This window comes from [Clostridium] aminophilum DSM 10710, from assembly GCF_000711825.1.
GTDB lineage: Bacteria > Bacillota > Clostridia > Lachnospirales > Lachnospiraceae > Clostridium_R > Clostridium_R aminophilum.
In genome coordinates this window covers 224,252-243,132 of record NZ_JONJ01000002.1, presented here as the reverse complement: position 1 = coordinate 243,132, position 18,881 = coordinate 224,252, and the positions used below count along the sequence as shown (strand labels likewise).

The following is an 18,881-nucleotide window of genomic DNA, read 5'->3' as shown; positions in this document are numbered from 1 at the left end:
AAATCGGCGGGACTGCTTTTAAACTTTTTTTCGTTCCGGATTTATTGAAAGTGCGGTTTCATCCGAAAAATACATATAACGCTGTAAAACGAGTGTTTCGTTCCTGCCCGATGGGAGAGAGGAAGCGTATGATATATACCGATGCAACCCGAAAAGCAATGAAAATCATGTATCAGCAGCACATGGGACAGACCGACAAGAGCGGCGTGCCGTACTGCTTTCATCCGTGGCATGTGGCTGAATCCATGCAGGATGAACTGACGGCCTGTGCTGCGCTTTTGCATGACGTGATCGAAGATACCGATATGACGATCGAAGAACTGGCGGAAGAAGGATTTTCCGAACCGGTTCTTGTGGCACTGGAAATCCTGTCCCGCCCGGAGGGCGTATCCTACGACGATTACATCCGGCGGATTGCGCCGAATGAGATCGCACGGAAGGTAAAAATCTCCGATCTCCGTCACAATATGGACGAAACGCGTCTGCGCAGAATCACGGCGAAGGATGAAGCGCGGAGGGAAAAATACGAGCGCTCTCTGCGCTACCTCGAAGAATTTGAGCACATCTGACGCGGCAAAGTCCCGAACAGAGTCCCGGAGGCGGATTTCGTTTTCACATCCCCTCACGCCGGAAGAGAGTTTGCAATCTTTGTAAAGAGAGCCTGCAAACTTTTCGAGCCGGAGAAGAGACCTGTCGATAATGTCAGGCTCTGATAAACTTATTGTAAGAATCTCATCCCTTCAGATATGATATAATTCCGACAGTAACCAATATTTTTTAAAATTGACTGGTTTTCAGTCGGGAGGAAACAGTATGGGATTTGTTTTCATGCTCATCATCATCGTTGCCGTCATCATGTTTCTGGCAGCGAACATTCGAATCGTACCGCAGTCCTACGCGTTTGTCATCGAGCGTCTGGGTGTATATTACGGCACCTGGGGGGCCGGTCTTCATGTGAAAATTCCGATTGTGGATCATATTACCCGCAAAGTCCTGCTGAAAGAGCAGGTTGCCGATTTTGCTCCGCAGCCGGTTATCACAAAGGATAACGTCACCATGACGATTGACTCGGTTCTCTATTTCCGTGTCGTTGATCCGAAGCTTTACGCTTACGGCGTGGAGAATCCGATCATGGCGATGGAGAATCTGACCGCAACCACACTTCGAAACATCATCGGTGATATGACCCTCGATGAGACACTTACCAGCCGTGAACGTGTCAACGCACAGATGCTTGCCACGCTCGATGTGGCAACCGATCCGTGGGGAATCAAGCTTTCCCGCTGTGAGCTGAAGAATATCGTTCCGCCGCAGGCAATCAAGGAATCGATGGAAAAAGAAGCAAAGGCAGAGAGAGATAAGCGTGCAGCCATCCTGACCGCGGAAGGTGAGAAGAAATCCATGATTCTGACCGCAGAAGGTAAAAAAGAATCCGCTGTCCTCGACGCCGAAGCCAAAAAACAGGCGATGATTCTGGAAGCGGAAGCATTCAAGGAGAAGACTGTGAAAGAAGCGGAAGGCCGTGCCGAAGCGATTCGCCAGGTTCAGGAAGCGACCGCGGAAGGTCTCCGGATGATTAAAGAGGCCAATGTTGATCAGAATGTTCTTCAGCTGAAGAGTCTGGAGGCATTTGCACATGCGGCAGACGGAAAAGCGACCAAGATTATCATTCCGTCGGAAATTCAGGGAATTGCCGGCCTTGCGGCTGGAATTCACGCTGTTGCCTCCGGATCGGATCCGGACCGGAGCTCCGACGCAGCTCCGAAGGCCTGAGTTTTGCACAAGCGGTTCTGAGCAGGTTCTGAGCAGACCGATTCCTAAGGAGGGCATATGGGAGCAATGTTCAGCCTGGCCTATTTCGCATTGATCATCTACATCATACGAAAAGTACTTCAGGCCAGCAAAGTTAAAAATCAGCGGAACCGTTCCGCCGGAAAAAGCCATACGACGCCCGGAAATATTTCTTCCGAAACCGTTGTCCCCGATACGCTGAAAAATTTTTTCGAAAAAAACGTGTCTGACGACGGTCACCCGGTGCCGAAGTCACAGGATCTGACCTGTGAGACAAAGCACGGACACCGTCACGCACCCACCGGTCCGCGCTATATCGTACATGAAGAGCCGGAGCTCGGATACGTTGTTCTGAACGGTGTCAAGCGGAGACTGACGGACTGCAGAAATCTCTGACGGAAAGGAACCACCATGAACAGAGACGACATTCATGAACTAAAATATAACGGCTATACCGGGTCTGTAATCTATCACCTGAAGGAAAAGTATTATTCGGGTGAGGTGGAGATCGAAGGCGTTCTCTACAGTTATGAGGGCGATACGCTGGAAGAACTCCGGGAAGACTTTGAAGATGTCATTGACAGTCTTGCACTTTTCGAAGAAGAGGGCGGTCCGGAAGAAGAGTAATATCCGGAATATATATCAGACGGCAGGGTGACTTTGACTCATTGACGGCCCGCTGTTGTGAAAAGGAAGATCCGTACAGACGCGGATCTTCCTTTTTCTGTTTACGCGGCAGTAAGAAATTTCAGCAAAAAAATTTCAGTGATCCCTTGAACACGGATCAAACATATGATAATATATTCATATGAAAATATGAAACATAAAAGGAGGTACCGATGGAGCAGAACATCGTTTACGATGAGAAGAAGATCGAGCACCTGATTGCCAATGTCTCGGAAGATGAGCTGTTCAATCTGGCGGAACTGTTCAAGGTATTTGCCGATTCAACGCGGATCAGAATTCTTTACGATCTGTTTCAGGGCGAACGAAACGTCACGGAAATCTGCGAAGATCTGCAGATGAATCAGTCGGCGGTCAGTCATCAGCTGAAGCTGCTGAAGAGTTCCAAGCTCATTCAGTCAAAGCGAAGAGGAAAAACCATCATTTATTCCCTCGCGGACGAACACGTCAAAACCATCATTGCGATGGGCAAGGAACATATCGAAGAATAACCGATCATCGATTCCCGGATGTCCGGAGTCATTCCGGAAAACCGGAGATTCACGAACAGGATAGAATTCCGATACAGACAAAAGGAGAAAAAACATGAAAAAGAAATTCAAATGTGACATTGACTGTGCAAACTGCGCCGCAAAAGTAGAGAGAGCCATCAGTGCGATGGATGGTGTTCACGACGTAAAAGTCAACTTTATGATGCAGAAGTTCACGCTGGATGCGGACGATGACCGTTTTGACGAGATTCTTCATAAAGCGATCGAAGAAGGCCGTAAAATCGAGCCGGACTTCCGTGTCGATATCTGAATCCGAATGTGAACAGCCCGTCGTTCCCGGTTGGATGAAAGGAATACATCCATGAATGATAAACAGAAAAAAGAACTGATCAAAATCTGTTCTGCCGTTATTCTGTTCCTGATCATGATGACGGCAGAAAAAACCGGAATGCTGCCGGCTCTGTTCGGCGACAGGAAGATCAGTTTTGTCCTTTACCTGATTCCCTATCTTTTGTGCGGTTATCCGGTTGTCCGAAAAGCGTTTCTCGGAATCCGGAACCGACAGCCTCTCGACGAATGCTTTCTGATGTTTATCGCGACAATCGGTGCGTTTGCAACCGGCGAAAACTCCGAAGCAGTCGCCGTCATGGCCTTTTATCAGGTGGGCGAATGGTTTCAGGGATACGCCGTCGGCAAATCCCGACAGTCCATTTCCGATCTGATGGATATCGTCCCCGAATTTGCCAATGTGGAACGGGAGGATGGCAGCTTCGAGACAGTCGATCCGGATGATGTATGTCCGGGCGATATTCTCGTGATCCGTCCGGGTGAAAAAATCCCGGTGGACAGTGTTGTCCTTTCCGGAGAAAGTCTGATCAACACCTCCGCTCTGACGGGAGAACCCGTTCCGCGGACCGTACGGGAAGGTGACGATGTCATCTCCGGATGCGTGAACGGAGAGGGACTTCTCCGCGTGAGGGCGGTTAAAGAATTTGAGGATTCGACCGTTTCCCGGATTCTGGAGCTGGTGGAAAATGCCTCCGAGAAAAAATCCCGGACCGAAGCATTTATCACCCGTTTTGCCCGGGTGTACACACCGATCGTTGTCGGGCTCGCCGTCATGCTCGCCCTTCTTCCTCCGCTCATGTTCGGAGGATGGATGACCTGGATCTACCGTGCCTGCACGTTCCTCGTTATTTCCTGTCCGTGTGCTCTGGTCATTTCCGTCCCGCTGGCCTTTTTTGGCGGGATCGGAGCCGCATCCAAGAGCGGCGTGCTCGTAAAGGGTTCGAATTACCTCGAACTTCTCGCGCATCTCGACACCGTGGTGTCCGACAAGACCGGAACACTGACCGAAGGAAGCTTTACCGTCACGGATCTTCGCCCGGCGGATGGCGTGACACCGGAAGATCTTCTCCGCACCGCGGCGATCGCCGAGAGCCTGTCCGTTCATCCCATTGCGCATTCCATCCTTTCGGAGTATGAATCACGTTTTGGCAAAACACGGCCTCTTTCCGAGCGTCCGTCCGATTCGGAAAATGTATCCGGCAAGGGAATTACCGCCAAACACGGGGATCGCGAGATCCTTGTCGGAAGCCGGAAATTCATGGAGGATCAGGGGATTCTCCCGGAAAACATCGAAGATCCTGCGGCAACCATCGTATTTGTCGCGAAAGACGATCGCTATCTCGGCGCGGTTCTGATTCGCGACCGGATCAAGAAATCCGCGACAGAAGCCATCCGCGGTCTGAAAAAGGCCGGTGTGCGCAGCATTGTCATGCTGACCGGAGACCGCCGGGAGGCTGCGGATGCAGTCGGAAGAGAACTCGGTGTGGATTCTGTCCGTGCGGAACTTCTTCCCCAGGATAAAGTGAGCGAAGTAGAAGCTCTTCTGACCGGGCTGCAGAAAAACGGCGACACGGCAGGGCGGGGCAGACTGGCCTTTATCGGTGACGGAATCAATGATGCACCGGTTCTCACCCGGGCAGACGTGGGAATCGCCATGGGCTCCATGGGCTCGGACGCCGCGATTGAAGCCGCGGATATCGTGATTATGGATGATAATCTTTCCCGGATTCCGGGCGTGATCGCCATCGCCAAAAAAACCGCTGCCGTTTCCGCTCAGAATATCGTGTTTGCCATCACCGTGAAGGTGCTGATCCTGATTCTCGGTGCAATCGGTATCGCCAATATGTGGGCGGCCGTTTTCGCGGATGTCGGTGTCGCGGTCCTGTGCATCCTGAACTCCATGCGCCTGTTAAATACATATCGTTCTATTACAGTTTAGTTACAGCCGTTTCCATTTTACATAGTATTGTGAACAATGGGAACGGTCCTTCGTATTTCCGGGCCGGTATTTTCGCCGTATCGTGCAGACGATACACCGGAGAACGAAGAGATCCACGCCAAAGTGAATACAAAATTTACATTCCATAAAAAGCAGGTAAATCATATGATCCGTATCAGTCAGCTTCGCATGTCCATTTCCTATACTGAAGAGGACCTGCGCAGAAAAGCATCAAAAATCTTAAACATTCCGGAGGACCGGATCTCCGAAATTCATCTGATCCGCCGTTCTCTCGATGCCCGAAAGAAAGAGGATATTCACTACTCGTTTGCGCTGAATCTCAGCGTTCGCGGTGACGAAGCGGCCATCGTCCGAAAATGCCGGGACCGCTCCGTATCGGTCAGCCGGGACCGGGCCTATCAGTTCCCGCTGCCGGGGCAGAAGGTTATGAAAACCCGTCCCGTCATCATCGGATTTGGCCCCGCCGGCATGACCGCCGCGCTGAACCTCGCCCGTGCCGGTTACCGCCCGATCGTTCTCGAACGCGGTGAGAAAGTGGAGAAACGGACGGAGAAAGTTCGCTCGTTCTGGGAGGGCGGTCCGCTCGATCCGGAATCGAACGTTCAGTTCGGGGAAGGCGGAGCTGGAACATTTTCCGACGGAAAACTGAATACAATGGTGAAAGATCCCCTCGGACGCAATCGTGAAGTTCTGAAGATGTTCGCGGAAGCCGGAGCGGATCCGGACATCTGTTATGTGAACAATCCGCACATCGGCACAGATGTTCTGATCGGCGTCGTGCGGAATATCCGAAAAGAGATCCTTGCCCTCGGCGGAGAGATCCGTTTCGGCACAAAATTCAGCGGACTGCTGACGGAAAATGACGCAGCCGGAAACCGTCGTGTCAGCGGCGTCATGCTTTCCACCGGTGAGGCCATCCCTGCGGAGACGGTTATCCTCGCGATCGGACACTCGGCGAGGGACACCTTCCGTATCCTGAGCGGTCAGAATCTCGGCATGGAACCGAAGCCTTTTGCCGTAGGTGTCCGCGTACAGCATCCCCAGTCCATGATCAACCAATCCCAATACGGAAGAGCGGAAGCGGGCGAATTCGGCGAGGCGTCCTACAAACTGACATACACGGCTGCAAACGGCCGCGGCGTATACTCTTTCTGTATGTGTCCGGGCGGTATCGTCGTCAATGCGTCCAGTGAAAAGGGCATGCTCGCCGTGAACGGAATGTCCAACTCCAGACGGGACAGCGGAACGGCCAACAGCGCGATCATTGTGACCGTGCGCCCGGAAGATTTCGAGGGAGACGATGTACTTCGCGGAATGTCGTTCCAGCAGAGTCTGGAAAAAGCGGCCTACGAGGCAGGAAACGGCGCCATTCCGGTTCAGCTTCTGGAGGATTTCCGAAGCGGACGCATTTCCGATCACTTCGGCGAAGTGAAGCCGGTATTCGGCGGAAAATACACCTTTGGTGATGTGCGTCATATCTTCCCGGACGAGATCGCGGAATCGCTGACCGAGGGAATGGATCATTTCGGCCGCATCATTGAAGGCTTTGACCGTCCCGATACCGTCATCGCCGGCGTGGAGAGCCGGACCTCCTCCCCGGTACGGATTCCGAGGGATAAGGACAGTCTCGAGTCCGTCGCATGCAGAGGACTGTTTCCCTGCGGCGAGGGAGCAGGCTATGCGGGAGGAATCACCTCTGCAGCCATGGACGGCCTGAAATGCGCGGAAAAGATTGCGGAACAGTATTCACCCGGAAATGCCCTGATCACCAAAAAAGACCTCCGGGCCGAGGTGGCAGAGCGCCGGAAGAACACCTCCGAGAAAGATCGAGAACAGTGGAAAAAGGGCCTTTTTGAGAACCTGACCGGTGTCATGGATGACGTGCTCGGAGACGGTAAAACTGTCTATGCCTATGTCAGCGTTCACGGCGAAGCGGACACAGAGGCCATCATCCGGCACCTCCTGAAGCGCGGAATCCGCGTCGCTGTCCCGCGTGTGGAAAAAGATGCGGCAGGAAAGACCATGCATTTTTACTATATTTCCGGACCGCAGGATCTCGAACGGGGCGGGTTTGACCTTCTGGAACCGAAGAGCGGATGCGAACAGGCGGACGACAAGACCTGTCCTGTCATCACGCCGGGAGTCGCCTTCTGCGACGAGGGATGGCGGTGCGGCTACGGCGGCGGATTCTATGACCGTTTCTTTGCGGCCGAACCTGACCACAAGCGCATTGCGATCGCCTATGAACAGCAGTTCTTTGACACTGTTCCTCATGCAGATTTTGACCTTCGCCCGGACCGGATCGTCACGGAAAAGCGGATTCTCCGTTTTGACGAATCCCCGGAGAAGAGCCGGAAAACCAGCGACTGATTCATTCACCACCGGATCCGGGACACTCGTAATTCTGAAATCGGATAAGCCGAAGAAATGATGAATACATCATAAGTAATTGACGATATTTCTTTTATGATTCCACAAAACGGATCCTATGAATGGATGAGCTTCGTGAAATACAGAAGGCACTGATTACAGATATTGCTTCCGGTCAGGAAAAAGGGAGAAACAGCATGCTCCAATGGATTAGTCCTTTTAATTATGATTTTGCAATTGCATCGATACCGGTTCAGATCATTCTTCTCATTTTTTACGGGTTCCGGAGAAATCTGCCCATTCGGCAGAGCTCCTATTTCTGGCTTATTATGATATCCAATCTGATCATGACAAGCACGGATATTGTGGCCTGTGAGATGATCACGATCTGGACCGATTTTCCGGTCTGGTCTCTCTACGCCATCAATCACGCATTTTTTCTGGCTTTTGTCATCCGCGGATGGGCTCTGTTTGCGTACACGATGGAGACCACCCGCTGCTGGAATGACAGCCGCCTGTTTATGATTCTGACAGCTCTTCCGACCGTGGTCATGATTTTGCTGGTTCTGTCGACGCCGTGGACACATACGATCTACAGAATCGGAGAGAACGGATACGAGAATTGTGACCTGTATCAGCTGATTTATACCGGCACCTATTTTTATCTCGCCGTATCGGTCGGTCTGATCGCCCGTTCCTGGAAACGTCTGTCCGGAAGAATGCGGGCCGGACTGCTGTCCTTCAACCTTATTCTCTTTATCGGGATCATTATGCGGAAGCAGTTCTACCATATTCTGGTGACCAGCTACTTCAGCATCATTTCCATTATCATCATCTACCTTACGGCCGAGAACCCGGACCTGTATCGGGATAGCCGGACAAAACTGATGAATAAAGAGGCGCTGGATCTGATTCAAAGAGATTATCGGGAAAAGAGAATTCCGTTCAGTCTGCTGACAATGTCCATTCACAACTACGAGGCATCCAAATCCATCTATGGAGTCAGCATGGTAAATGACGGCCTCCGGATCTTTGCTTCCTGGCTGATGAAAACCTTTCCGCATTCGCTTGCATTTTATATCCGGAACGGAAACTTTTCCCTTCTTCTCCGCGGTCATCCCCATATGACTGCGCCTCAGATGATGGAGGAGTGGAAGAGCAGCTATGACGAATTTCAGAAATCATATACCGGAACGGTTCCGATGAAAATCTCCGCCCTGCTGATTCCGGATTCCATCCTTTCCGGAAATGAAATCGATCTCGGCGACCTTGTGCGGTATTCCAACGCCAGATCCTACGATGAAAACCGGAGAGGGCACGATGTCTTTTCCGATCAGATGGTCGAAAGTGTCCGGAAACGGAAATCCGTGGAGAGAGCGGTCAAAGATGCGATCGCAGCCAATCGTTTTGAGGTCTATTTTCAGCCGATCTACTCAACAAGAGAAAAAACGGTTCAGGGAGCAGAGGCCCTTGCGCGGCTGCAGGATCCGGTTCTCGGCTATATTTCACCGCTCGACTTCATTCCGGTGGCGGAAAAGAACGGCGATATCATGGAGATCGGACGGCAGGTATTTGAGAAGACCTGCATATTTCTGAAAACAGTCGATACGAAGAAGCTCGGGATCGATTTTATCAACATCAATCTCTCACCGATTCAGTGCATGAGTCACAGTCTTCTGAGAGAGCTCTCCGAGATCGCCGGAAGACATGGAATACCGATGAGCATGTTTGATTTCGAGATCACGGAATCCCTGGTCGAGGATTACGATATGATTCAGATGCAGATCCAGGGGCTCCAGTCAATGGGCGCGGAACTGTCACTGGATGATTTCGGTACCGGAGCGTCCAATCTGACCAGTCTGATGAAACTTCCGATCCACGTGGTCAAGATCGATATGCTGTTTACCCGGTCCTTCTTTGACGGAAAGGCTCCGTTCCTTCCGGATCTCATACGGCTGTTTCAGCACTCGAATATGGAGATTGTCGTCGAGGGAATCGAGACAAAGGAAATGATGGATACCATGATCAAACTGGGCTGCGATTATGAGCAGGGCTTCTATTTCTCAAAACCGCTCCCGCCGGAAGAGTTTAAAGCGTTTATGGCAGAAAACTCCGGAACAGTATAAAAAAATACAGGTTAAAACGACAGGCGCCGTTCCTTTTCAGGTTCTGAAAAGAAGCGGTGCCTGCGTTGCAGAAAAAGGCCGAATAAAGCCGCCATCGGATTTCGCTCCCCTCATCCCCGCAATCCGGGGTGGCCGGCGGATAACAGACGACTCGCCGTCAAGGGAACCTTGCGAATCCTTTCATCTTATAGTAATATAAGGAGATGCATGAACTAAGGAGATTTATATATGACTGCTTTTAACTATGACAGCATCGATCTGGCGGCACTTCCGCCGGAGACGGAGCCGGCAAGACAGCGGTATTTCATCGCCAGACTCCGCCACTGGACAAAGAAGCGCCGGGAAGCGCTCGGAAGACCGCTTACCTGTTTCGTCACAACCTTCGGGTGTCAGATGAACGCCCATGAATCGGAAAAACTGCTGGGCATTCTGATCGATGCCGGCTTTGAAGAAGGAACGGATGAGACTGCCGATCTTGTTCTCTATAACACCTGTACGGTCCGCGAAAATGCCGATCTTCGCGTATACGGCCGCCTCGGGCGTGTCAGCACGATCAAAAAGAAGAATCCGGATATGATGATTGCGATCTGCGGATGCATGACGCAGGAAGAACACGTCGTTGAGAAGATCCGGAAAAGCTATCCGTTCGTCGATGTGGTTCTCGGTCATATCAATAATTACCGTCTGGCAGAACTTCTGGCCGAGAGAATCGACTCCGGTCATCAGGTCATCGACATTGAGAACGGCAAACGCCTGATTGTGGAAGATCTTCCGGCAGAGCGAAAATATTCCTTTAAGTCCGGAGTCAACATCATGTTCGGCTGCAACAACTTCTGCAGCTACTGCATTGTCCCGTATGTGACGGGACGGGAGACCAGCAGGGAAATGCAGGACATTCTGAACGAGTGCCGCCTTCTGGTGAAAAACAGCGTAAAAGAGATTATGCTTCTCGGCCAGAATGTCAATTCCTACGGAAAGACACTCGACAATCCGGTTTCCTTTGCCGAACTTCTGAGGGAAGTGGAGAAGATCGAGGGTCTGGAGAGAATCCGATTCATGACATCGCATCCGAAGGATCTTTCCGACGAGCTGATCGAAGTTATGAAGAATTCCGACAAGATCTGCCGTCATCTTCATCTGCCGCTCCAGTCCGGCTCAAGCCGGATTCTGAAGATCATGAACCGTCATTATGACAGGGAACAGTATCTGGCGCTGACACGAAAGATCCGTGAAGCGATTCCGGACATGGCCATCACCACCGACATCATCGTCGGTTTCCCGGGTGAGACCGAAGAAGATTTTCTGGAGACCATGGATGTGGTGGAAAAGGTTCAGTATGACAGCGCGTTCACGTTTATTTATTCCAAACGAAGCGGCACACCGGCTGCCAAAATGGAAGACCAGATTCCGGCCGACATTGTGAAAGACCGGTTTGACCGGCTTCTCGCTCTGGTTCAGGCCAATGCGGCAAAGCGCTGCGAGCTCCTTCAGGGAACCGATCAGAAGGTTCTCGTGGAAGAGGAGGACGACCATATGTATGGGTACGTGACCGGCCGCCTTTCGAATAACAGCGTCGTTCACTTTGAGGGATCCAAAGATTTGATCGGAAGTATCGTCACGGTACATCTGGATGAGGCAAGAGGCTTCTACTATATGGGAACCATGATCCGGTAATCAGGGAGGAGTTAACCGTTATGAAAAAGAATCCGTTACTAATTGCGGCAATGGCAGCCGCTATGTTCAGCGTTACCGCGACTCCGGCTGTCTATGCCGGTCCGGCAGCCGAGATTGCACAGGCAAAGGCAGAAGGAAAAACCGTAAAGCAGGTTACTTCCTCGACCTCCGCAAACTCTCCGAGCCAGGATCCGAATGTTGCCACTCCGGCACTGGTATTGCCGACACCGGAGTCTGCGCTCCCGGTTGAGATCAACTATCTGAGAGATTCCAAAAACCAGATCTGTGCAATGACCATGAATCTGGGCGGATATGAAGGGATCGGCGGCATTTCCTACCGGACCTACAACAATTATGGCGGTTTTCTGTGGTGGAATCACGACGGTATGGAGTCCACCGTCGTCAGCGACGACAACAAAATGCAGGCGGTTCAGATCGCTCTGACTGGAACAGCCGAAAAAGAATATGACGTTTATTACCGCACCACCACAACCGGACAGGGTCAGATGGGCTGGGCGAAGAACGGTGAGCTTGCCGGAACCGTAGACCTCGGCGAGTGCATCACCAATCTGGAAGTTGTCGTTCTCCCGAAGGGTGCGGCGGCTCCGCAGGACAACGGCAGCGCAAGATACCGTTCCAATGTGACCGGCCGGCTGAACATTGCGGACAACGCGACCACCATGACGGCTGAGGACGGCACACCGTACAACGGCTGGCTCGACGAAGAGCACCAGAGATACTATTTCCGCGACGGACAGGCTCTGACCGGATGGCAGTACATTGACGGTCTGAAATTCTTCTTCGAGCCGAACGGCCAGCTGAATCAGGATGTGGACGCGCTGATCGGAAAACAGCCGAGCTATCAGATCCGCATCAACAAGACACTCAACTGTCTGACGGTTTATGCCCAGGACGGACAGAACGGCTACATCATTCCGGTGAAGGCGATGAAGACCTCCACCGGCGGAGAGAATACACCGGTGGGAACCTTCCATACACTGGACAAGTTCCGCTGGAGATTTATGATCGACGACAGCTATACCCAGTGGGCGACCAGAGTGGTCGGCGGTGTCATGATGCACTCCATCACCTATGCCGCACCGAACAACCAGACACTGAATACGGCCGGTTACAACCGTCTCGGTATTTCTCTGTCTCACGGCTGCATCCGCCTTGTGGCAAAGAACGCAAAGTGGGTATACGACAATTGTAAGCTCGGTACATCCGTAACAATCTATGAGGATGCAACCAATCCGGGGCCGTTTATGATTCCGGATCAGATTACGGTTCGCGATGACCAGAACTGGGATCCGACCGATCCGGAACTTGGAAACTGAGTTGCGTGAGCAAAATGCCGGCGTCCATGACCTGATGAGACGCTGACAGCTGCCGCGGAACGAGAGAATCCCGAAAACGGGACTCGAATCGTATATAGAAAAGCGCGGTGCGATCAGGGCCGGAAAAGCCCTGTTACACCGCGCTATGTCTGTCTATTAGAGGGGAGATCGACCAGTGGCACTTTCACCGATGATGGCGCACTATCTGGAGATGAAGAAGCAGTATGAAGACTGTATTCTGTTCTACCGGATCGGCGATTTTTATGAGATGTTTTTTGAGGATGCAAAGACCGCATCCCGTGAGCTGGAACTGACACTGACCGGAAAAGACTGCGGTCTGGAGGAGCGCGCGCCGATGTGCGGCGTTCCGTTCCACGCGGTGGACGGATATATAACCCGTCTGGTCAAAAAAGGATATAAGGCCGCGATTGCGGAGCAGGTAGAGGACCCGAAGCTTGCCAAAGGCCTCGTGAAGCGCGAAGTCATCCGCGTGGTCACTCCCGGAACGCTGCTCGGAGAGGGCAGTGTGGAAGAGACCAAAAACAATTATCTGATGGGAATTGTGTGTCTCGACCGCACCTTCGGCATTGCCGCCGTCGATGTCACAACCGGCGATTATCTGGTGACGGAAGTCTCCTCCAAGCGGAGCCTTACGGATGAGATCAACCGGTTTGAGCCGGCAGAGATCGTGTGCAATGAACCGCTGATGATGAGCGGTCTGGATATGGATGACCTGAAAGCACGGCTGAACATTGCGGTATCGGTCCTTGAACACCGGTATTTTTCCGATGACGTGTGCCGCGGTCTTCTCGAGGAGCATTTCCATGTCGGCAATCTCGGCGGCCTCGGTCTCGGCGATTATCCGGTCGGAACCATTGCGGCCGGTGCGGTTCTGTCTTATCTGTATGAAACGCAGAAAAACCATCTCGATCACCTGACACATATCACGCCATACACCACCGGCCAGTATATGATGCTGGACACTTCCACTCGCCGGAATCTCGAACTCACGGAGACGCTTCGTGAAAAGCAGAAGAGGGGTACGCTGCTCTGGGTTCTCGACCATACAAAGACAGCCATGGGCGCGCGCCTTCTGCGCAGCGTGGTGGAACAGCCGCTGATTGACCGGGAACGGATTGTAAGCCGTCAGAACGCGGTGGATGAGTTCAATATGAATTACATTTCCCGCGAGGAGATCTCCGAGTACCTCGGCCCCATCTATGATCTGGAGCGCCTGATCGGAAGAATCAGCTACAAAACGGCGAATCCCCGGGACCTGATCGCGCTGGCATCATCCCTTGAAATGCTGACGCCCATCAAAGATCAGCTGAAGAGTTTCACTTCGGATCTGATCCGTGAAACCGAAGAGGAGATTGATCCGCTGGATGACATCCGCACGCTGATCCGGTCCGCCATCAACGACGAACCTCCGGTCATGCTCCGGGAGGGCGGAATCATCCGGGAAGGATATTCCAAAGACGCCGACGAACTGCGCATGGCGAAGACCGAAGGCAAAAACTGGCTTGCGAATCTCGAGGCGTCCGAGCGGGAGAAGACCGGAATCAAAAACCTCAAGATCAAATACAATAAGGTCTTCGGATACTATTTTGAAGTCACCAATTCGTTCAAGGACCTCGTACCGGATTACTTCATCCGCAAACAGACTCTGGTCAATGCCGAGCGCTATACCACCGAAGAACTGAAGAATACCGAGGAGAAAATTCTCGGATCGGAAGACCGGCTGTATTCCCTGGAATACGATCTCTTCGTGGATGTGCGCGACCGGATCGCCGAACAGGTGACGCGGATCCAGAAGACGGCGCGTGCCATCGCCAAGACCGATGTGCTGGTCTCTTTCTCCGTCGCCGCAACCCGGTTCGGATATGTCAAGCCGGCCATCAACGAAAAAGGGCTGATCCGCATCAAAAACGGACGCCACCCGGTGGTGGAACGCATGATGAAAAACAATCTGTTTGTGGCAAATGACACCTTCCTCGACAATTCCCGGAACCGCTTTGCCATCATCACCGGTCCGAACATGGCCGGAAAATCCACCTATATGCGGCAGACCGCCCTCATCACGCTGATGGCGCAGATCGGTTCCTTCGTACCGGCGGACGAGGCGGACATCGGCATCGTCGACCGCATCTTCACCCGTGTCGGTGCTTCGGATGATCTTGCCAGCGGTCAGAGTACCTTCATGGTGGAGATGACCGAGGTCGCCAACATTCTCCGGAATGCCACCCGGAATTCCCTGGTCATTTTGGATGAGATCGGCCGCGGAACCAGTACGTTGGACGGAATGGCCATCGCCTGGGCGGTGGTGGAATTTGTGTCTTCCACGAAGACACTGGGCGCCAAGACGCTGTTTGCAACGCATTACCACGAGCTCACCGAGCTGGAGGGTGCCCTTACCGGTGTCACCAACTACTGCATCGCCGTCCGTGAACAGGGAGACGACATCGTCTTTCTCCGAAAGATCGTGAAAGGCGGCGCTGACCGCAGTTACGGCATTCAGGTTGCAAAGCTGGCCGGCGTTCCGGGTGCGGTCATCAGCCGTGCCAACGAGATTCTTGATCAGCTCAGCGATGCCGATATCGTCGACCGCGCCAGAGAGATTGCCGGCTCCAGCGCCACAACCCGAAAAAAAATCGAGAAGCAGGATGAAGTCGACCGCGGTCAGCTTTCCATGTCGGATACCATCCGTTCCGACGACATAGTCCGTGAAATTCTGGAACTGAAAGTAAACCAGATGTCCCCGTTAGAAGCGCTGAACGAGCTCGACCGGCTGCAGTCAAAACTCAAAAACCGGTGGAATAACTGACAGAAAGGAATGAGTCATGCCTGAGATTCGACTTTTGGATGCCGATACGATCAACAAGATCGCGGCAGGCGAGGTTATCGAAAGACCCGCATCTGTTGTCAAAGAACTGATGGAAAATGCCATCGACGCCAAAGCGACGGCGATCACCGTCGAGATCCGGGACGGCGGCATTTCCATGATCCGTGTGACCGATAACGGCTGCGGCATCGAGAAAGAGCAGATCCACACCGCATTTCTGGCACATGCGACCAGCAAAATCCGGGACGCGGTGGATCTGATCACGGTTTCATCCCTCGGTTTCCGCGGCGAGGCGCTCGCAAGCATTGCCTCCGTCGCAAAGGTTGAGCTGATCACCCGCACGTCCGATCAGGTCTCCGGCTCAAGATACCGCATCGAAGGCGGAAAAGAACTGGAACTCGAGGACATCGGCGCGCCGGAGGGCACCACGTTTCTGGTTCGGGATCTGTTCTACAACACGCCGGCGAGACGGAAGTTCCTGAAATCCGCCTCGACCGAGGGAGCCCATGTTGCGGTGCTGGTCGAGAAAATCGCGCTTTCCCATCCGGAGATCAGTTTCCGCTTTATGCAGAACGGGCAGAATAAGCTCCACACAACCGGAAATCACAATCTGAAGGATATCGTGTATACCGTCTACGGGCGGGAGATTGCCGGCAATCTCATGCCGGTGGAAGCCGGAGCGGAGCCGGTACGGATCGGCGGATTCATCGGTAAACCGATCATCAGCCGTGCCAGCCGCACCTTCGAAGTCTATTTCATCAACGGGCGTTTCATCCGCAATCCGCTGATCTCCAAAGCGATCGAGGATGCGTATAAACCCTACATGATGCAGCATAAATACCCGTTCACCATGCTCACGTTCCGCATCGATCCGGCTTTCATCGATGTCAATGTCCATCCGGCCAAGATGGAACTCCGTTTCCGGGATGACGAGCTGATCTACCGCATGGTTTTCCACACCATCTCCATGATCCTGCGCGGGCGCGAGATGATTCCGGAGGTGTCGGACGAGGAAACGTCATCCGTTTCAGTTCCGGAGGAAACGCCGCAGACCGGTCTTTCCTCCGGAAACCGTACCGCATCTTTTACCGGTACACCTGCTGCCTCCGGTCTGAAGGCAGTCCGTTTTCAGGCCCCGGATGCCGGAGGATCCAACGGCGCAGATTCCGGTTTGATACGCGGAAACCGGCCGGAGCCCTTCGAGAAAAACCGCCTCAGAGAGTCCGGTTTTCACTCGGTGAACGGAGCACTGAACGAGACCAATACCCAGCTTCCGCCTATGTCCGAATCCGCCCCGGCTGTACCGGGAATTGTCCGGGAATCCGGCGAAACCACCGTGATGCCCGCAAAGTCGGAATTCGATCGCGAAAATGTGGGCCCGACGCAGAAACTTGTGACGGCGGATGCACAGGAAGCGGAAAAAAGCGAACCGATGATGTCCGCCCCGGACGGATCCGAGGGGAGAGAAGTCATATCCGGTTCCGCCGGGGCAGCCGGCATCTCCCCTTCTCTGAAAGATCCGTCAGCGGAAATGAGCAGCCATTCTCCGGCTTCGTCCGGAGAGATCACCGGGGACATTTCCGGACTCCGGAACGATGGAAACAAACCGGAAAAACCGCAGCAGCTCGATTTCTTTGAGGAAAAACTTCTCTCGCCGAAATCAAGACTGCGCCACAAACTCATCGGACAGGTCTTTGACACATACTGGCTCGTGGAGTACAATGACAACCTGTATATCATCGATCAGCACGCGGCGCATGAAAAAATCCTCTATGAGAAGACCATGCGCTCGCTGAAAGACCGGACCTTTACGTCACAGCTTCTGAATCCTCCGCTGATCCTGACGCTGACAAAAAAAGAACAGCGGATCTTCGAGATCTACCGCGAAGAATTTGAAACGCTCGGTTTTGAGATCGAGCCGTTTGAGGGAAATGATTTCGCCGTGCGCGCCGTACCGGACAATCTTTTCTCTGTCGCAAAGAAGGATCTTCTCCTCGAAATGCTCGACAGCCTGACCGAGGAGAGCGGCGTCACCATCACGGAGACCCTGAATCACCGCATTGCAACCATGTCCTGCAAAGCGGCGATCAAAGGCGGAAATGAAATCTCGAGAGAAGAGGCTGACCATCTGATCGACGAACTTCTTCTTCTCGAAAATCCGTATGCCTGCCCGCACGGGCGTCCGACGATCATTTCCATGAGCCGGACGGAACTGGAAAAGAAATTCAAGCGGATCGTCTGATCCGCCGCCGAAAGGAATTCATACAGAAAATGGAGACCAGAAAACCACTGATTATCATCGCCGGGCCGACTGCGTCCGGAAAGACCGCACTTTCGGTCGAACTCGCCAGACGGATCGGCGGTGAAGTCATCAGCGCCGACTCCATGCAGGTCTACCGTTATATGGATGTCGGATCCGCCAAAGTCACACCGGAAGAAACCTGCGGGATTCCCCATCACCTGATTGATGTGCTGGATCCGACGGAAGACTTCAATGTGGTTATCTTCCAGAAAATGGCAAAAAAAGCCATGCACGAAATCTGGGACCGCGGCCATATCCCGATCATCTGCGGCGGAACCGGTTTCTATGTCCAGGCTCTCGTGCGGGACATTGATTTCACGGAAACCGAGGAGGACAGCCTTCTTCGGGAGGAACTGGAAAAACGGGCAAAACGGGAGGGCGCGGAAGCGATTCACCGTGAACTTGCCGCCGTCGATCCGGAATCCGCAAAGGCCATCCATCCGAACAATGTCAAACGGATGATCCGAGCCATCGAGTTTTACCGCCAGACCGGCATGACAATATCCGAACATAACCGTAGAGAGCGGGAGAAAAAATCTCCCTACCGCTGCTTTTACTATGTTCTGAACATGGACCGGTCGGTTCTGTATGACCGGATCAACCGCCGGGTTGATCTCATGATGGAACAGGGACTTCTGGACGAGACCGAAAAACTCCGGGATATGGGGTGCCGCCGCGAATCCACGGCCATGCAGGGACTCGGCTATAAGGAAATGATGTCTTATCTTGACGGCGAATGCACGCTGAAAGACGCAGTGGACGATATCAAAGAAAATACAAGACATTTTGCCAAACGTCAGCTCACGTGGTTTCGCAGAGAACAGGATGTCCGATGGATCTGGCTTCCGGATTATCCGGAAGGAGCTCCCGCCATCGCGGAGATGATCTCCCGGGAGATCGGCGGGTCCGAAGAATAACAGAAAGCAATCAACGCTCCGGACGGAGCGGCAGGAAGG

Annotated in this window: 14 protein-coding genes and 1 pseudogene; all 15 read left to right on the top strand. The window is 52.9% G+C overall.

Features of this window, described 5'->3' with window-relative positions; translation table 11 throughout:
* Nucleotides 1-128: 128 nt before the first annotated feature.
* The 15 genes and pseudogenes from BR86_RS0103085 to miaA all read left to right on the top strand — a co-directional run bounded on the left by BR86_RS0103085 (nt 129) and on the right by miaA (nt 18,842).
* Nucleotides 129-569 (top strand): HD domain-containing protein, encoded by a 441-nt coding sequence (locus BR86_RS0103085; RefSeq protein ID WP_031471540.1) that lies wholly within the window; start codon nt 129-131, stop codon nt 567-569.
* Nucleotides 570-813: 244 nt separating this feature from the next.
* Entirely contained in the window at nt 814-1,773 is a 960-nt protein-coding gene (locus tag BR86_RS0103080) for an SPFH domain-containing protein (RefSeq protein WP_031471539.1), read from the top strand.
* A gap of 57 nt (nt 1,774-1,830) precedes the next feature.
* Nucleotides 1,831-2,187 carry a hypothetical protein gene (locus tag BR86_RS0103075; RefSeq protein WP_031471538.1) on the top strand — a complete coding sequence of 119 codons (357 nt, stop codon included), beginning with the start codon at nt 1,831-1,833 and terminating at the stop codon, nt 2,185-2,187.
* 15 nt (nt 2,188-2,202) lie between these two features.
* Nucleotides 2,203-2,418 carry a hypothetical protein gene (locus BR86_RS0103070; RefSeq protein WP_051684546.1) on the top strand — a complete coding sequence of 72 codons (216 nt, stop codon included), beginning with the start codon at nt 2,203-2,205 and terminating at the stop codon, nt 2,416-2,418.
* A gap of 212 nt (nt 2,419-2,630) precedes the next feature.
* Nucleotides 2,631-2,966 (top strand): ArsR/SmtB family transcription factor, encoded by a 336-nt coding sequence (locus BR86_RS0103065; RefSeq protein WP_031471536.1) that lies wholly within the window; start codon nt 2,631-2,633, stop codon nt 2,964-2,966.
* 94 nt (nt 2,967-3,060) lie between these two features.
* Nucleotides 3,061-3,276 (top strand): heavy-metal-associated domain-containing protein, encoded by a 216-nt coding sequence (locus BR86_RS0103060; RefSeq protein ID WP_031471535.1) that lies wholly within the window; start codon nt 3,061-3,063, stop codon nt 3,274-3,276.
* 51 nt (nt 3,277-3,327) lie between these two features.
* Nucleotides 3,328-5,253, top strand: a complete 1,926-nt coding sequence (locus tag BR86_RS0103055) for a heavy metal translocating P-type ATPase (protein WP_031471534.1) — start codon at nt 3,328-3,330, stop codon at nt 5,251-5,253.
* A gap of 165 nt (nt 5,254-5,418) precedes the next feature.
* Nucleotides 5,419-7,026: pseudogene (locus tag BR86_RS0103050) on the top strand (NAD(P)/FAD-dependent oxidoreductase); the annotation flags it as partial.
* Nucleotides 7,006-7,644, top strand: coding sequence for a 5-formyltetrahydrofolate cyclo-ligase (locus BR86_RS16540; RefSeq protein WP_278245584.1), 639 nt, complete (start codon nt 7,006-7,008; stop codon nt 7,642-7,644). The pseudogene BR86_RS0103050 and the gene BR86_RS16540, both read left to right, overlap by 21 nt.
* Before the next feature lie 197 nt (nt 7,645-7,841).
* The gene (locus BR86_RS15025; protein ID WP_161767267.1) at nt 7,842-9,770 is read left to right on the top strand and encodes an EAL domain-containing protein; all 1,929 of its coding nucleotides are present in this window, start codon (nt 7,842-7,844) and stop codon (nt 9,768-9,770) included.
* A gap of 228 nt (nt 9,771-9,998) precedes the next feature.
* The gene (miaB, locus tag BR86_RS0103040; RefSeq protein WP_031471531.1) at nt 9,999-11,444 is read left to right on the top strand and encodes a tRNA (N6-isopentenyl adenosine(37)-C2)-methylthiotransferase MiaB; all 1,446 of its coding nucleotides are present in this window, start codon (nt 9,999-10,001) and stop codon (nt 11,442-11,444) included.
* A 20-nt stretch (nt 11,445-11,464) separates the two neighbouring features.
* Nucleotides 11,465-12,781 carry a L,D-transpeptidase family protein gene (locus tag BR86_RS0103035; RefSeq protein ID WP_031471530.1) on the top strand — a complete coding sequence of 439 codons (1,317 nt, stop codon included), beginning with the start codon at nt 11,465-11,467 and terminating at the stop codon, nt 12,779-12,781.
* A gap of 190 nt (nt 12,782-12,971) precedes the next feature.
* Nucleotides 12,972-15,605 carry a DNA mismatch repair protein MutS gene (gene mutS / locus BR86_RS0103030; RefSeq protein WP_031471529.1) on the top strand — a complete coding sequence of 878 codons (2,634 nt, stop codon included), beginning with the start codon at nt 12,972-12,974 and terminating at the stop codon, nt 15,603-15,605.
* A gap of 16 nt (nt 15,606-15,621) precedes the next feature.
* Entirely contained in the window at nt 15,622-17,865 is a 2,244-nt protein-coding gene (gene mutL / locus BR86_RS0103025; RefSeq protein WP_031471528.1) for a DNA mismatch repair endonuclease MutL, read from the top strand.
* A 29-nt stretch (nt 17,866-17,894) separates the two neighbouring features.
* Nucleotides 17,895-18,842 carry a tRNA (adenosine(37)-N6)-dimethylallyltransferase MiaA gene (miaA, locus tag BR86_RS0103020; RefSeq protein ID WP_031471527.1) on the top strand — a complete coding sequence of 316 codons (948 nt, stop codon included), beginning with the start codon at nt 17,895-17,897 and terminating at the stop codon, nt 18,840-18,842.
* The last annotated feature ends 39 nt before the right edge of the window (nt 18,843-18,881 follow it).

Bases quoted from the DNA above. Each gene is read 5' to 3' on its own strand.
- BR86_RS0103075 (WP_031471538.1), top strand. From the start codon at position 1,831: ATGGGAGCAATGTTCAGCCTGGCCTATTTCGCATTGATCATCTACATC.
- mutS (WP_031471529.1), top strand. From the start codon at position 12,972: ATGATGGCGCACTATCTGGAGATGAAGAAGCAGTATGAAGACTGTATT.
- BR86_RS0103085 (WP_031471540.1), top strand. From the start codon at position 129: ATGATATATACCGATGCAACCCGAAAAGCAATGAAAATCATGTATCAG.
- miaA (WP_031471527.1), top strand. From the start codon at position 17,895: ATGGAGACCAGAAAACCACTGATTATCATCGCCGGGCCGACTGCGTCC.
- BR86_RS0103035 (WP_031471530.1), top strand. From the start codon at position 11,465: ATGAAAAAGAATCCGTTACTAATTGCGGCAATGGCAGCCGCTATGTTC.
- mutL (WP_031471528.1), top strand. From the start codon at position 15,622: ATGCCTGAGATTCGACTTTTGGATGCCGATACGATCAACAAGATCGCG.
- BR86_RS0103080 (WP_031471539.1), top strand. From the start codon at position 814: ATGGGATTTGTTTTCATGCTCATCATCATCGTTGCCGTCATCATGTTT.
- BR86_RS15025 (WP_161767267.1), top strand. From the start codon at position 7,842: ATGCTCCAATGGATTAGTCCTTTTAATTATGATTTTGCAATTGCATCG.
- BR86_RS0103060 (WP_031471535.1), top strand. From the start codon at position 3,061: ATGAAAAAGAAATTCAAATGTGACATTGACTGTGCAAACTGCGCCGCA.
- BR86_RS0103065 (WP_031471536.1), top strand. From the start codon at position 2,631: ATGGAGCAGAACATCGTTTACGATGAGAAGAAGATCGAGCACCTGATT.
- miaB (WP_031471531.1), top strand. From the start codon at position 9,999: ATGACTGCTTTTAACTATGACAGCATCGATCTGGCGGCACTTCCGCCG.
- BR86_RS0103070 (WP_051684546.1), top strand. From the start codon at position 2,203: ATGAACAGAGACGACATTCATGAACTAAAATATAACGGCTATACCGGG.
- BR86_RS0103055 (WP_031471534.1), top strand. From the start codon at position 3,328: ATGAATGATAAACAGAAAAAAGAACTGATCAAAATCTGTTCTGCCGTT.